15 protein-coding genes are annotated in these 13,793 nt (G+C 63.7%); 8 read left to right on the top strand and 7 right to left on the bottom strand.

Features of this window, described 5'->3' with window-relative positions:
* Window positions 1–144 precede the first annotated feature (144 nt).
* Window positions 145–546, top strand: a complete 402-nt coding sequence (locus tag CKO40_RS05745; RefSeq protein WP_200345247.1) for a hypothetical protein — start codon at window positions 145–147, stop codon at window positions 544–546.
* Between the two features lie 110 nt (window positions 547–656).
* Here the strand turns inward: CKO40_RS05745 and CKO40_RS24190 are convergent, their stop codons facing one another.
* Window positions 657–1,331 (bottom strand): DUF2177 family protein, encoded by a 675-nt coding sequence (locus CKO40_RS24190; protein WP_242476852.1) that lies wholly within the window; start codon window positions 1,329–1,331, stop codon window positions 657–659.
* A 317-nt stretch (window positions 1,332–1,648) separates the two neighbouring features.
* Between CKO40_RS24190 and CKO40_RS05755 the strand changes: the two genes are divergently transcribed.
* Entirely contained in the window at window positions 1,649–2,047 is a 399-nt protein-coding gene (locus tag CKO40_RS05755) for an H-NS family nucleoid-associated regulatory protein (protein ID WP_200345248.1), read from the top strand.
* On the opposite strand, the gene CKO40_RS05760 is transcribed toward CKO40_RS05755, so the two are convergent.
* Together CKO40_RS05760 and CKO40_RS05765 are read right to left on the bottom strand one after the other, a co-directional pair.
* Entirely contained in the window at window positions 2,038–2,904 is an 867-nt protein-coding gene (locus CKO40_RS05760) for a sirohydrochlorin chelatase (protein ID WP_338074128.1), read from the bottom strand. The two genes, CKO40_RS05755 and CKO40_RS05760, sit on opposite strands and share 10 nt — an antisense overlap.
* A 287-nt stretch (window positions 2,905–3,191) precedes the next feature.
* Entirely contained in the window at window positions 3,192–3,500 is a 309-nt protein-coding gene (locus tag CKO40_RS05765; protein WP_200345250.1) for a cupin domain-containing protein, read from the bottom strand.
* A 343-nt stretch (window positions 3,501–3,843) separates the two neighbouring features.
* Here CKO40_RS05765 and CKO40_RS05770 point away from each other — a divergent pair, with 343 nt between their 5' ends.
* From CKO40_RS05770 to CKO40_RS05785, 4 genes are all read left to right on the top strand, one after another.
* Window positions 3,844–4,842, top strand: coding sequence for a zinc-dependent alcohol dehydrogenase family protein (locus tag CKO40_RS05770; RefSeq protein WP_200345251.1), 999 nt, complete (start codon window positions 3,844–3,846; stop codon window positions 4,840–4,842).
* Window positions 4,842–5,510 carry a metallophosphoesterase family protein gene (locus tag CKO40_RS05775; RefSeq protein WP_200345252.1) on the top strand — a complete coding sequence of 223 codons (669 nt, stop codon included), beginning with the start codon at window positions 4,842–4,844 and terminating at the stop codon, window positions 5,508–5,510. The genes CKO40_RS05770 and CKO40_RS05775 overlap by 1 nt, the downstream gene beginning before the upstream one ends.
* A gap of 271 nt (window positions 5,511–5,781) precedes the next feature.
* Complete coding sequence (locus tag CKO40_RS05780; protein WP_242476853.1) at window positions 5,782–6,507, top strand: PP-loop family protein; 726 nt, start codon at window positions 5,782–5,784, stop codon at window positions 6,505–6,507.
* A gap of 148 nt (window positions 6,508–6,655) precedes the next feature.
* Window positions 6,656–7,270, top strand: a complete 615-nt coding sequence (locus CKO40_RS05785; protein ID WP_200345254.1) for a chemotaxis protein CheW — start codon at window positions 6,656–6,658, stop codon at window positions 7,268–7,270.
* 88 nt (window positions 7,271–7,358) lie between these two features.
* Here the strand turns inward: CKO40_RS05785 and CKO40_RS05790 are convergent, their stop codons facing one another.
* Window positions 7,359–8,846 (bottom strand): phosphomannomutase, encoded by a 1,488-nt coding sequence (locus CKO40_RS05790; RefSeq protein WP_200345255.1) that lies wholly within the window; start codon window positions 8,844–8,846, stop codon window positions 7,359–7,361.
* 399 nt (window positions 8,847–9,245) lie between these two features.
* On the opposite strand from CKO40_RS05790, the gene CKO40_RS05795 reads away from it, so the two are divergent.
* Complete coding sequence (locus CKO40_RS05795; RefSeq protein ID WP_200345256.1) at window positions 9,246–9,980, top strand: hypothetical protein; 735 nt, start codon at window positions 9,246–9,248, stop codon at window positions 9,978–9,980.
* Between the two features lie 171 nt (window positions 9,981–10,151).
* Window positions 10,152–10,730, top strand: a complete 579-nt coding sequence (locus CKO40_RS05800; protein WP_200345257.1) for a DUF302 domain-containing protein — start codon at window positions 10,152–10,154, stop codon at window positions 10,728–10,730.
* A 98-nt stretch (window positions 10,731–10,828) separates the two neighbouring features.
* Here the strand turns inward: CKO40_RS05800 and yihA are convergent, their stop codons facing one another.
* The 3 genes from yihA to CKO40_RS05815 all read right to left on the bottom strand — a co-directional run bounded on the left by yihA (window position 10,829) and on the right by CKO40_RS05815 (window position 13,248).
* Window positions 10,829–11,518, bottom strand: coding sequence for a ribosome biogenesis GTP-binding protein YihA/YsxC (yihA, locus tag CKO40_RS05805; RefSeq protein ID WP_200345258.1), 690 nt, complete (start codon window positions 11,516–11,518; stop codon window positions 10,829–10,831).
* Window positions 11,515–12,018, bottom strand: a complete 504-nt coding sequence (moaC, locus tag CKO40_RS05810; RefSeq protein WP_200345259.1) for a cyclic pyranopterin monophosphate synthase MoaC — start codon at window positions 12,016–12,018, stop codon at window positions 11,515–11,517. Before moaC ends, yihA begins: the two co-directional genes overlap by 4 nt.
* Before the next feature lie 111 nt (window positions 12,019–12,129).
* A complete protein-coding gene (locus tag CKO40_RS05815) occupies window positions 12,130–13,248 on the bottom strand; it encodes an AI-2E family transporter (protein ID WP_200345260.1) in 1,119 nt (372 codons plus the stop codon).
* Between the last annotated feature and the right edge of the window lie 545 nt (window positions 13,249–13,793).

Consider the following 13,793-nt stretch of genomic DNA (forward strand, 5'->3'; position numbering starts at 1 on the left):
CCCGGTAGCGAACGCATCGCCCACTGCATCGGGCCGATCTCGTTCTCTGCCGCTCGCAATGATGTCGGCTTTTAAAGCCGCTCGGCTGCCTTTACCTTGCGCGCATCAGTGGATAACGCGACAATGATCGCTCAGAGGTTCCCGATGCAGTTGACAAAGCTCGAAACAATGGTCCATCCCGCCGCCATTGTCCTTGGCGGGATCGCGCTCAGCTTTCTGGCCGCACTCGCTCCGACCAAGGCGCACGCCATTCAACTGCTCCCGCTGCAAGTCGCAGCCGGCCTGTTGCCTTATGCAGTCTTCGGCGTGATCGTAGCGATGCTGCGGAACGCCGTCGTGATGCGGGCTGGCCTGGCCACGCTCGCTGCCCATCTGATTGTGACGGTGCTCCAGCGCGGTTTGAGCCCTGACCACGGCAGTGGTCCACTGCTGGTGATCGTGCCGCTCCTCGCAGCGGTTGCGCTGATGACGCTCTGGCCCCAGGCGGTGCAGGCGTCTTCCATCGATTCGGGCCGGGCGGCCAAGCTTCCCGACGAGACCAGCTGATCGCTTTTCGTTCAGGCCGTGATGGGCGGCTGCCATCGTCCCGGTCACTGCTCTCGGCTTGCTATCGAGACAGTGGCCATCCCGGCGCTGTCTGCAGTGTCCGCTTCCGCTCAGCCGATTCGCTTGCCGATGAGATGAGCCATAACGGCCACCACCGTGCAGAGCACGACGCCCCAAAGCGTATCGACCCAGACGATCTCCCAGGGCCAGTCTGGCAGGGTTGCTCGATTCGTTAGCTGATAGGTGATGTAGGTGAAAAAGCCAAAGCCGGCGCCGGACAGCGCCGTTCTTCGCAATGAGCCGCTCACCAAACCGGGGGCGACGGCGAACACCAGGATGCCGGCGGTATAGATCAGATAGAAGCTTATCGCTGCGGTCCAGTCGACCTGATCGGCAAGAAGATGGCCGATGTGATGCTGATAGAGGCTGGGAGCAACGACCCCGAGCCAAACCAGGTCGACGACAAAGAAGACCGGAACGGCGAAGAGATAGAGCCTAAGATAGAACGCCATGGGCGATTGGTCTCCGGGTTTTGATGAAATGGCCGGTTGAAAGTGGTGGCTATGAACCACCGAAGGCGTGCCGTGGCTGTTTGCAGCGACGATCGCCTGGTTCTCCCACCAAGATATCAATGCTAAGGATTGCCGACGGCGTGCACGCGCATTGGCATCGCCTCGGCTTTCGTATTGTGAACGGGTAGACTTGACTTTTTCTAACTTCTGTTTAAATTGCGTAGCGTGATGACGACTACGCTGTCGGAACCGCAAACTGCCGACGGCAATCATTGAATTGACCGCCTTTCACCTTTGGGCCATTTCCTGGCCCTCGAGACAAGCGAGCTCTCTGAGCACGGGCCAGTCCTGGGTATCGTCTCGCACAAGCTCGCACTGGCTGTCGGATTGATCGCGCGCCAACCGTTTGGCCAAAGCGCTTGAGCGGCATTCGATTGGGCCATCGTTCTGGCCGGCTAGTGGGCTTGGCAGGGAGCGGCGTTTAGAACGCCGGTTAGCGCGGTCTTTTCAATAAAACGCTGTCGCCTGACGCGAACCCTGCTCGTGCCAGCGCCGACCCATCCTTATTCGCAACGCTACGGGGACGATTTGTGGAATACCAGAATCTTTCGGCCGAAGAGCTGAAGAACCAGATTGAACAGACCAAGCAACGCGAGGCTGAGCTGCAGCGGGCGCTCGACCACCGGTGGCAAGCCGAGAAGACCGAGCTTGCGCAAGAGATCCGCGGCATGATCGAAGACCGAGGATACGATGTCGAAGAGATCATGAATCACGTCTTGCCGCGCCGGCGCCGAGGTCCAGGTGCGAAGAAGGGAAGTTCAGGTAACTACACCCGTTACGTCGACCCTGAGAACCCCGACCGCGTCTACACCCGGGGTGTATTGCCGGGCTGGATGAAAGAGAAGATGGCTGCGGTTGGGCTCGACCCGGGCAGCAAGGAGGATCGCGAGACCTTCAAAGCGAACCACCTGCAGGCCGTTCAGGACTGAAGCTCGGAGTCGAGTTTGCGTCGGGTGCGGTCGGCGAGAATCTCGATCAGCGCATCGTCCTCGCCGACCAGCCGGGTCATTGCGATCTCGAGGCGCTGATTCCGCGACGCGGCCTCTCGGCAGATCCGGTCCACATCGCCACCCTGCCCGGCGTGCCGCCCCGGCCCGATGAATTGCATTGCCACGACGACAGGTGCACCCTCTTGCTCTGTCTCGAGCTGCTGTAACGCCTCCTCGAGCAGCGGACCATTGAAGGCATATTCAGGGCCGGGCCGGCGTTCCATTGCGGCCTCGATCACCTGATAACGGCCTTCGGAAAGAGACTCCAACCGGCCGGCCAGCCAATGGCGCACCGCGGTCACCTCCGGGATCGGCGAGCCATGATCGACCAGCACGACGGTAGGTGCTTTAGGCCGCGGCGTCGCGAAGCCGGCGATGGTCTGCCTGATCTGCCGATCGAGAATGGCTGCCAGCCGGGGCTCGCCCTCGGGCAACGGGCATAACGACTCCGCTACGTCGACTTGGATCTGGCGGCCGGTGGCATTGACGCGTTCGACGGTCTCGGGGATCAGGCTGCTCAACGCGCGGCTCGGACCGAAGAACAGCGGCACGGCGAGGAAGTGCTCTGCGCCGGCATCCGCTTGCCGCGTCAGGAAAGGCTCGAGGAGATCGGCCGGCTCGCCATTGAGTGCCTCTGGCGCGACCTTTGAGGAATGCGCCAGTGAAACCGGGTGCACAGCTGTTCCGAGGTGCTCAGACAGCCTGCGACTGAGGCGTCGGAGCGCGAGCGTGGCCTCGGCGCGCTTCGAACCGTTATCAACAAGCATGATCCTCGTGTTGCTTCGGTTTGGGTTCATCTGCGTCGGGTACGGATCTGCACTGGTCTCAAGCCCTCGTTGCGGCGTCGAAGATCGCGGCGAGGCCATGCTGATTCAACTCGTGCAAGACAGCGGAAATCCCGAGACCCCTTCTCGCTGCCCGCAAGGGTCGTGCGGTAGGAGCCCGCTTGCGGGCGATCTTCGCCGCCGCGAGCGCGGGTCTGGTCGCCCGCAAGCGGGCTCCTACAGCGCTGAGGGCCCAGCCGGGGCTGTGCTAGGCCTGCGCCTGGCAGTTTCTTAGTATCGAGGAGCTGTGTTGAGCTTCATCAGGAACGAACGCCGTCGAGGCTGACGACCGGATCGTCACCGACCACCTCGGCTGTATGCTCGATATGCTTGGGCACGACCACGAGGTCTCCGGCCTCGAGTATCGCTTCCCGGCCTTGCATGGTGATCCGAAAGCGGCCCGACAGGACGGCATCGATCTTGTCCTCAGCATGTTCATGGGCCGGGAAGAACATGCCGGGCGAATAGACGTATCGTGACACGCGATAACCGCGGCGCTCGAGTTTGCGCCGCAACGCCCCTTCGCTCAGTGGCCCGTCTTGGGTGGGATGCCAGTGCTCAATCTGCATTTTGGTCGTTCTCGTCACCCGATTGGATCAGGCAAGATTCAATGATGGATCGATGCCGTCGCCTCTTGCTTGGAAGCGACGGCGCGCTGTGCGCCGGCCAAAGTTCGGCTGCACCGGTTTGCTCGAAGCCGGGCTGCGCCAATCCCAGCGTGCTCCCAACGTGCTCCCAGCGTGCCGCCTTGCGTGGGTTGCGGCGAGGCTCGGCATTTCTCCTCTGTCTCTTATGTGGGCAGCGATATGCCAGGGTGCTCAGCCATGTCAGGTCGCGGCGCAGTTGTTTAGACTTGATCATCGTGCAGTTATACACAAGCTTCTGACGAAGCAAAACCGCTGAGGAGGTCTAATGAAGGCGATACAGATGCGCGAGCCGGGTGGGCCGGATGTGCTCTCTCTTGTCGATCTGCCACGACCCGAGCTAGACACTGAAACGGACGTCTTGGTGCGCCTCGAGGCCGCTGGCGTCAACCCGGTCGATACCAAGATCCGGTCTCGTGGAACCCTCGTTCCGCAGACGCTGACGGCGGTATTGGGTTGCGACGGGGCCGGCGTTGTCGAGGCCGTCGGCGCAGGGGTGACCCGATTCAAGCCCGGTGATGCGGTCTGGTTCTGCTACGGCGGGCTCGGCGGTCCGCGCGGCAACTATGCCGAATATGCCGTGGTCGATGAGCAGGTTGCCCAGCCGAAGCCCGCGTCGCTCGATTTCGTCCAGGCTGCGGCGGCGCCGCTGGTCTTGATCACGGCCTGGGAGGCGCTCTACGACCGCGCGGGCCTGCATCAGGGGCAGCAGGCCTTGATCCATGCCGGCGCTGGCGGCGTCGGTCATGTGGCGATTCAGCTGGCGCGGCTCGCCGGTGCGCGAGTGGCCGCGACCGTCAGTGGGCCTGAGAAGGCGAGCTTCGTGCACGAACTGGGTGCCGAATATGCGATCAACTACAAGGAGGAGTCGCTGCTGCACTGCCTCTCCGATTGGACCGGCGGGCGCGGCGTCGATGTCGCGTTCGATACGGTCGGCCCCGAGGTGTTTCGACAAACCATTCCGGCGATGGCGGTCTACGGCGATCTCGTCACCATCCTCGACCCGGCCGGCGATCTGGACCTGAAGGAGGCCCGCAACCGGAATCTGCGTATCAGTCTCGAACTGATGCTGACGCCGCAGCTTGGGGGGCTACCGGAGGCATTGGCCCATCAAGGCGAGATCCTACGCCGCTGCGGTGAGCTGTTCGATGACGGCAAGCTGACCATTCACGTCGCTGAGACCTTCCCGCTCGAGCAGGCTGCGGCAGCGCATCGGCGCCTCGAAGCGGGCGGCGCAACCGGAAAGCTCGTCCTGACGATCGGCTGATGGATGCCCGCCGCCGTGCAGCAATCGGGAGTCTCGCCACAGCTGCGTCCGAGCGCGGCGCGGCCGGTGATTCCGGCCGCAGCCCCGTCCGGGTTGCGCTCGTCGCGGATACGCACGGGTTTCTGGACCCGCGTATCGCCGCGATCGTTAGCGGCTGCGATATCGCCCTGCATGGCGGTGATATCGGCAACGCCGAAGTGCTGGCCCAGCTCCAGCCGCGTGGAGGGCACGTCTACGCCGTGCTGGGCAATAATGATGTGGCGCACAAATGGCCGGACGGCCAGCGGGAACTGTTGGTCAGCATCCCCTGGGAAGCCCATGTTGCGCTGCCTGGCGGCGAGCTCGTCCTGTTACACGGTCATCGCGTCTCTGCCGCTCGACGCCACCAGCGCTTGCGCGCCCGTTTTCCGCATGCGCGCGCGATCTGCTACGGCCACAGCCATCGGATGGCCGACGATCGCGACGCGCTTCCGTGGGTGCTCAATCCGGGTGCCGCTGGCCGGGCGCGCACCTATGGCGGTCCCTCCTGTATGGTCTTGATCGCGTCGGAGGCCGGTTGGCAGGTCGAGCCGCACCGCTTCTTGCCACGCAGTGGAAACCGCCGTCTCGGCGCCTCCTCTGGTCAGGACGCTGAAGCAGCTGGTCGCCGCGCGGTTGGCGGTCACTGAGCCCTCACCCGGTTTGGCCGCGTCGTTTCTCTAAGCGCCCCGATCAAAACGGCCGTTCGATTTGCGCAAGCTCCTGAATTTGCAAGCAGAAGGAGTCATTCTGTTAGGACTTCTAAGACCGTTGTCCGTCCGAATGACCCACCGCAAGCTCGACGCGGCCCAGATCGCTGGCGCCGCTGCGTTCCCTTGACCCGTCGGATGGCTTCATCTCTGCTCCACCCTCTGCTGTTCTCCGCGCCCTTCGATGTCGAACCACGCTGAGCCCTCTGTGATGCGGCCGCCTAAGTCCCTGCTGAGGCGGGTTGGTCGGGCTATTGCCGACTACCAGATGATCCGTGACGGGGACCGTATTCTGCTTGGGGTTTCCGGTGGAAAGGACTCGCTCTCGCTGCTCGAGGTGCTGCGCCACCTGCGCCGCTATGCACCGGTGCGCTTCGAGCTCGCAGTGTTGACGATCGATCCGGAGGTGCCCGGCTTCGAGCCCGAGCCGCTGACCGATTGGTACCGGCGGCTGGGTCTGAGCTGGCACTACGAGCGCCAACCGATCATGGAGCAGGCGCAGCAGCATATGGACGGAGACTCCTTTTGCGCCTACTGCGCGCGGATGAAGCGCGGCATCATGTACCGATTGTGTCGGCTCCATGGCTACAACGTCCTTGCGCTCGCGCAGCACCTCGACGACCTAGCCGAAAGTCTGCTGATGTCGATGTTCCACGGCGGGCAGCTGCGCACGATGAAGGCCCACTATCGCAATGACGCCGGCGATGTCCGCATCATCCGCCCGTTGGTCTATTGCCGCGAGCGCCAGACACGTGATTACGCGACTGCGGCGAACCTACCCGTCGTGCCGGACAGCTGTCCGGCCTGTTTCCAGATGCCCACCCGGCGCGAGCACATGAAGGCGTTATTGGCGCGTGAGGAGGGGGAGCACCCGCACCTGTTCGCCAACCTATTGCAAGCGATGCGGCCGCTCTTGCACGACGAATCGCAGGAATGACGAATCGCAGGAATAAGGCGTCGTCCGCAAGAAAAACAGAAATCCTCGACTAGGCTTACGGAGATGACGCGGATGGATGCCTGCGCAGACTGTCCTGCTGCGCGTCCGCCGGCATCCCAAGTCTTTGCTGGTCGGGAGGAACGGTCCGATGATCTCACGCGACACCAGAGCGACAGCGCTAGCGGAGCCTTCGGTTCTCGGCGTGGCGCCGGAATGCGTGGTGTTTTCGCTTGCTGGAACCACCTACGCGGTCGCCGCGGCACTCATGCGGGCCTGTCTATCCTTGCCGCGCCTGACCGCTTTGGATGAGACGCCGGATTACCTCGTCGGGGCGTTCGATCTGCGCGGCGAGCTGGCGCCGGTGATCAGTCCGGCCGTGCTGGGCGGTTGGACGTTGAAGCCGGCGAACGTCGGTGATCTGGTCGTGGTGGTCGATGCGGGACAGCATCCACTAGCGCTTCACGCCGACGCGATGCTCGGGATCGAGCCCGTCTACGACCGTCCTTGGCGGGTCGGCGAAAGACTGCTGAACCTGTCGAAGGAGGTCTTGCTCAGCGGCGGGAGCGCCTGGCTCATCGACCCGGAGGCGATCCGGATGGTCGCGGACCCTCATCTGCCGAGCCTGCATTCCGCCGATGCGAGACTACAGGACTTCGAGCGTCAGCTCGACGCCAAGGCGCTTTCGCGCCTGGAGGCGCGTGCCGAGCGCTATCGGGGGCTGATTCGACCGGGCCGCTGCACGCATCCATCGCGACGGCTCTAACCGCTATCCTTCCCTTGCATCAACGCTTGGTGCCCCGATCGGCTTGCGTTCGGCGGCACTGAGCGGCCTGCTGGTTCGAGCCCGCCATTCAGTCGCGCCAGCCCTCGAGTATCGCCAAGCAGCGTTGATTCAGTTCGCGGGCGCGGTCAACGCTGGCCGCCTCGGTATAAGCGCGCAATTCCGGCGCATTGCCCGATGGGCGCAAGTGGAATACATCGCCGTTTGCGAGCGTTGCGCGGATACCATCGGTGTGATCCACATCGGCGACCGGACCGAATTCACCGCCAAATACCGCCTCGAGAGCAGCGCGGTCGGCCTCTTGATCACCGGTTCGAAATGCGGCAAGGCGTTCGGCGCTGAGGTGGGTTGGAAAGTCCTTGAGCCGATCACTGTAGGTATAGCGCTGCGGCAGCTCCGCCCCAAGTGCCGAGACTGGCACCCCTTTCGCACGGGCTGCACCGATGACGGTGACCGCAACGATCACGGCATCGCGGGTGGGCAGCGCGGCAAGCCGCCTGCCCTCATGGTCGATCTCCGAGTTCGTCAGGAAGCCGCCGTTCGCCTCGTAGCCGACTACCGGGGTGATGCCGCGCGCCGATAGCGTCTGCATGCCGGCGATCACATAAGGCGAGCCGATCCGGGTGCGCAGCGTCTCGCTGAACCAGCCGCTGCGCTCGAGTGCCGTGTTGGAGCTGATCGGCGTGACGACCCCTGCAGCACCGAGGGCGCGGGCACAAAGGACGCCGACGATATCGCCGCGCAGCCACTCGCCGCGCTCGTCCCCGACCAGCGGTCGATCACCGTCACCATCGGTCGAGACCAGGGCGTCGAGCTGGCTATCTGCAGTCCATTCGCGCGCTAGCGCGATGTCTTCGGGCCGGATGGCCTCGGTGTCGACCGGCAAGAAGGTCTCAGAGAAGCCCAGCCGCTCCACCGCGGCGCCGAGGCCGGTCAGTACCCGGAACAGGGCATCCCGGGCGACGCTGGAGTGCTCGTACAGTCCGATTCGCAGCCCAGCGAGCCAGTCATCGGGGAAGAAATGGAGATAGCGCGCGATGTAGTGCTCCAGTGCTGAGGGGTCTTCACGGGGCAGTGCGACCTCGGAGGGGGCCGCGAAACGTCCTGAGGTATCGAACAGCGATGCCGGTATCTCGACCTGCTGGCTGCGGATTCCTTCCTCGTCCTGCTTCAGGATCTCTCCGCTCGCGAGATTGAACTTGATGCCGTTACGGTCATCCGGGATATGGCTTCCGGTGACCATGATGCTCGGCCAGCCCTGAGCGATCCCATAGGCAGCAAGCGCTGGAGTCGGGATGCGACCGAGATAGCGAGCCTGACAGCCGCTATCGGTGACCGCCTTGGCGCAGGCGGTCAGGATGCGCCTGCTGCTGGCGCGATAGTCGCCGGCAAGGCCGACCTCGGCGCCATCGGCGAGTCCTTTGGACGCGAGCAGATACCGCACGAATCCCTGCGTATAGGCATAGCAAACCCGGTCGGTCATGTCTTCGACCCGGCCACGGGCTCCACTGGTTCCAAACTTGACGCCGGTTTCCGTCATGAGGTCGCCGATACGCATGATTCGCTCCTCTGCCTGTTGAGCTGGCTTTCGCATTGACTACATTTTAGTCTGTTCGGCCAGGCAATCCCGACAGCAGGCCGTTTGCTGTGTCGCCATCAGTGCCGCATCAGTGCCGCATCGGGGCTGCATCAGGGCTGCCGGCAGGGCCGCTGCAGTTGCTCGATCCACCCGTCGGTTGCTTTCTCGCTTTCGGCAACCATGCTATGGTCGCTCTCGACATGCAGAATCCGGCACAGAACCGGCCGCCGACGCCTGACCTCGGGGTCGATTAGAACGAACAATAGCCCGATGCCTGCGACCTCGGGCTTGCTGCGCCCAAATGCCTATCCTGATCGCTGAATCGGGCTGCACCACGTCCTTCCATCGAGAGACCACGCAAGAGAGAGGAGCACTATCGTGATGATCCCTAAGCACCCAATCGTCTCAGCCGCATCTGCGATCGCGCTGTCACTGAGCCTCAGCACTGCAGTCGTTGCCGAAGAGTCCGCTGCCCCGGCGGACGCCGATGCCAACGCCAAGCCCGCTGCCGCAGCCGCAGCGCCGTCCGAGCAAGCGGCGAGCCCCGCTCCGGCCGAGTCGGCGCCATCGGAGATGCCGAGCGCCGAGGCGATGCAGTCGATGCGCGACGAGATGAAGAAGCGCTACGAGCAGGCCATGGCCGAGCGTGCCAAGCGTGTCGAAGAGATGCGCGCCGCAGCCGAGAAGCGTCGTGAAGAGATGCTCGCGCGTTACAAGGAGTATCGCGAGACGATCGAGTCGATGACCGACGAGCAGAAGGAGGCGATTGCGGCGCTGTTCGGCAACGCCATGCAGCCGGAGACCCCTCCGGCACCGCAAGGCCCGACCTCGTACGGCGCCGGCTATGGCTACGGCTATCCGGGACAAGGCCCAGGGATCGGCTATCCTGGCTACGGTTACCATGGTATGCATCCGAAGTGTGGCCGCATGGGCGCTGCCGGCTGCCCGCAGATGCACAGGATGCCGAATATGCCCGAGATGCCGCCTATGCGCGGCATGCCTGAGATGCCCGAAATGCCGGCGATGCCTGAGCCGCCGGCAATGCCTGGTGCGCCTGCCGCACCGTCGGCCGCGCCGAGCCAAGGCCCCGCTGCTGCTGCCGGGTCCAACTGAGTCGAGTCAACCGGCCGGAGCGGCTGATTGGCCGCCACCGGCCGGATCGCTCCCGAGTGAGCCCCGTTGCTTTGGCGGGGCTGCACGCGATTGGACCCGCTCTGTAGACGAGGCGCGCCTCAGCGCGCTCCTTGACCAGTACGGCAAAGGCGATCCACTGTCGAGGCCGTGATGAAGCTGATTCGCAATCTCCTTGCGCTGATTGGCGCACTGACCCTCGTCATACTGCTGATCGCTGTGGTCTGGCTGCTACCGCGCCTCAGCGGTTTCGATCCGGCATTCGCTCGTACCTATGCCGATTTCGCCGCCGATCTGATCGAAACCGGCGACCCCGGCGGGGCGATGATGTGGTCGGTGCCGGTCGAGGAGGGCCTAAGCACAGCGGATGTGATCACCTCACTTAAGAGCCTCGCGACCTCCAATAACCTCTTGTTCGTTGGCGAATCGCCTTTCTATCAGCAGGTCGAGGCGGTGACCGGTGAGGATTACCGCTACGTCAACTTCCTGTCGTTCTGTGATGCGCAGGTCGGCAAGATGATGCTGGAGTACCGCAACCACTACAGCGGTTTCATGCCTTGCCGGATCGCGTTGGTCGAGGATCGGCAGGGCAAACTCTGGCTCTATTCGATGAACCTCGATTTCATGATCCACGGCGGTCGCGCGCTGCCCCCCGATCTCAAGCAGGCAGCAATCGGCGTCCGCGATACGCTCCAGGCGATGATGCGAGGCGCCGCGGCCGGCGAATTCTGAGCTGGAATCGCAAGCGTACCCGGTCCTGGCCGCGCCGGATCGGGTGAACAGCCGCCTCGAGCGTGGCGGCTTGGGCGGCCATTCTTGCAGCGGTGGTTTTACCGGGCGCGATGGTTTGCTGGCAAAGCGCTCGCGCCTGACCGATCGCGCTCGGCCTCAGGCTCTGCGAGCTCCAACCATTCGCTCACTCGCGCCTGCGTTGCCTCCAGACCGACCCGGGTCACTGCTGAAAAGGCGAGTACCTCCAAGGGCACCGGGGTCGACGCCAGCGCCTTACGCACGTCCCTTAGGCTCCGCTCCGTCGCGCCACGCTTGAGCTTGTCGGCCTTGGTCAGCAGCAGCAGCAGCGGCAGCTCGGCGGCGCTGCCCCAGCCGATCATCTGCTGGTCGATCGCGGTCAGCGGGTGGCGGATATCCATCATGACCACCAGACCCTTGAGTGAGTCGCGCTGCTCCAGATAGCGTTCCATCAGCGCCTGCCATTGATGCTTGATCGTTAGGGAGACTCGCGCGAAGCCATAGCCCGGGAGATCCACGAGCCGGCGCTCATCGTCGAGCCGAAAGAAGATCAGCTGCTGGGTCCGACCGGGCGTCTTGCTCGTGCGCGCGAGCGCCTTTTGGTGGCACAGTGCATTGATCGCGCTGGATTTTCCGGCGTTGGAGCGCCCTGCGAATGCCACCTCATGGCCGCTGTCGGGCGGTGTCGCAGCCAGGTCAGCGGCTGCTGATAAGAACGCGGCGCGCTGGAAAAACGCATTGGTCTGCGAGCGGTTCGGGTCCCTGCTCATGCTTCGGTACCGGGATCGGCCTCCGGAGCGGCGCGCCAGTGGCCACTGCGGCCCCCGCGTTTCTCGAGCAGGCGCACAGCGTCGATGACCATGCCGCGATCGACGGCCTTGCACATGTCGTAGACGGTCAGTAGCGCGATCTGCACCGCGCACAAGGCCTCCATCTCGACGCCGGTGCGCCCCCGGGTCGCGACCGTCACTTGGCAGGCCACCGCGGGTGGCGCGTCCGCGATCTCAAAGCTGCAGTCGACGCGTGTCAGTGCAAGCGGATGACAGAGCGGAACCAGCTCCGCGGTGCGCTTGGCGCCCATGATGGCTGCGACGCGCGCGATGCCGAGCACGTCGCCTTTGCTGTGGCCGCCGGACTGGATCAGCTGCAGCGTCTCGGGTTGCATCCGGATGCAGCCTGCCGCGGTCGCGACCCGCTCGCTTTCGCCCTTGGCGCCGACGTCGACCATCTGCGCCTCGCCGGCGTGGTTGAAGTGCGTCAGTTCTTTCACTTGGTCTCAGGAAATGGGACACCGAACGCAGAACGATAGCACGGCCTGTCGACAGCATGAGGCGATCGACTAACGCCTCGTCGGCCCTGGGTGAGCCAATGCTTCCGAGCTTCAACTGGACGGGTCAGGTCCCTGCTCGGGTCTTCGCGCCGGCTCCACGCTGGGCGCGGCCTCCTGCGCCGACGGTAGTGGGCTCTGCCGCGCTCCGCTGAGCAAGGCGGCCACCCAGCGGGATTCAGGGAAGCCCTCCATCGCGATCTTGGCGATCATCGTCAGCGGCAAGGACAACAGCATGCCGACCGGGCCGAAGACCCAGTCCCAGAACACCAGCGAGAAGATGACCACCAACGGCGAGAGTCCGAGTCCGCGCCCCATGAAACGGGGCTCGATGATGTTACTCACGCCGACATTGATGGCAATGTATCCAACGGCGCAAAGCAGCGCCGTCCAGGGACCATGCTGGACCAAGGCCAGCGTCACGCCGGGCACACCGGCGAGAACAGAGCCGAACACCGGGATGTAGTTGAGTACGAAGGCCAGAAAGCCCAACAGCGGCGCGAAGTCGATCTGCAGCGTGAAGACCCAAAGCAGCACCAGCCCACCGGTCAGCAGGCTCGTCAAGGTCTTCATCGTCATGTAGCCGCGCACATCACTGAGGACCTGCTCGAACCGGCGCCAGAATACAGGCGAGAATTCCGGGCTGCCTCGCAGCTTGTGCGGAAGGTATTGTGCCTCGAGCAGGATAAAGGCCGTCAACAGGAGTACGAAAAAGGTCTGACCTACTAATCCAGTAGCCCTGGCCAGCGAGGAGCTCGCAAAGGCAAATGCCGAGCGCCAGTCCAGTAACGCCCTGAGCTCTTGCTCGTCGACATCGGCTCCCAAACCTTCGAGCCACTGCAAGAGGCCCTCGAACTGGCGCTGGACAACCGTCTGGTAGGTCGGAAGCCGCTCTTGCAGGCCGCGGAGCGAGACCTCGATGATCGGGACGGTCAGCATCGCGATGAGCACCAGCGCGAGCAGCAAGATCATGATCGCCGCCACAGGGGGGATACGCAGGCGTTGCATCGCGAAGAATGCCGGCGCGCAGATGCTGGCGACGAACATCGCGAGCATCAGTGGTACCAGGATACCGGACGCGGCACGCATCCCGGCGACCGCCACGACGAAGGCGGCAAAGATGATCAGTGCCTTGGCTGGGCCGGAAAAGACCGGCGGCGCAGTCTCTGCCACAGGACGGGTCTCGAGCTGGAATCGTTAGGGGCTTGCGCGACCGACCGTCATCCTGGTGGCTGCATCAGTGGCCGTCAACAGCCGCAGCGGGCCTAGGCGCTCGAGATGGACTTGGTCCAATGAAGCCGGTGGGGGAGAGGTCGGCGATCCCTATCGATGATCTGATCTCGCACACTCGCTGTGCGAAGCAGCCATTATCCCACTCTTATGAGAAAGCGGGTGGCCTTTCGGGATCTCGGATTCCAGTTCAAGACTCTCTAGGAGAATCAAATCCTGAACTCGCCAACGTAGATCGGTCGGTCCGAGTCTGCACGACAATGTCAGCGGTGGTGAGGCATGGGGACTGTCGTGATGGCCATTCACACGCCTATTTGCACCTCATAGGGGCCGCTTCGGCGATCACGTGGGGCCAACTGCTTTTGTTAGGGGCAACCACCACAGCCTGCTCTTGACGATCGGCTAACCGCCGCCGTCCGAGGCCGGAGCGGGCTATGAGCGCTTAAATATGCCGGCCGCCATGGCGGCGGCCGGACTCTCAACAAGCT

It is taken from the genome of Halochromatium glycolicum (assembly GCF_016584085.1).
GTDB lineage: Bacteria > Pseudomonadota > Gammaproteobacteria > Chromatiales > Chromatiaceae > Lamprobacter > Lamprobacter glycolicus.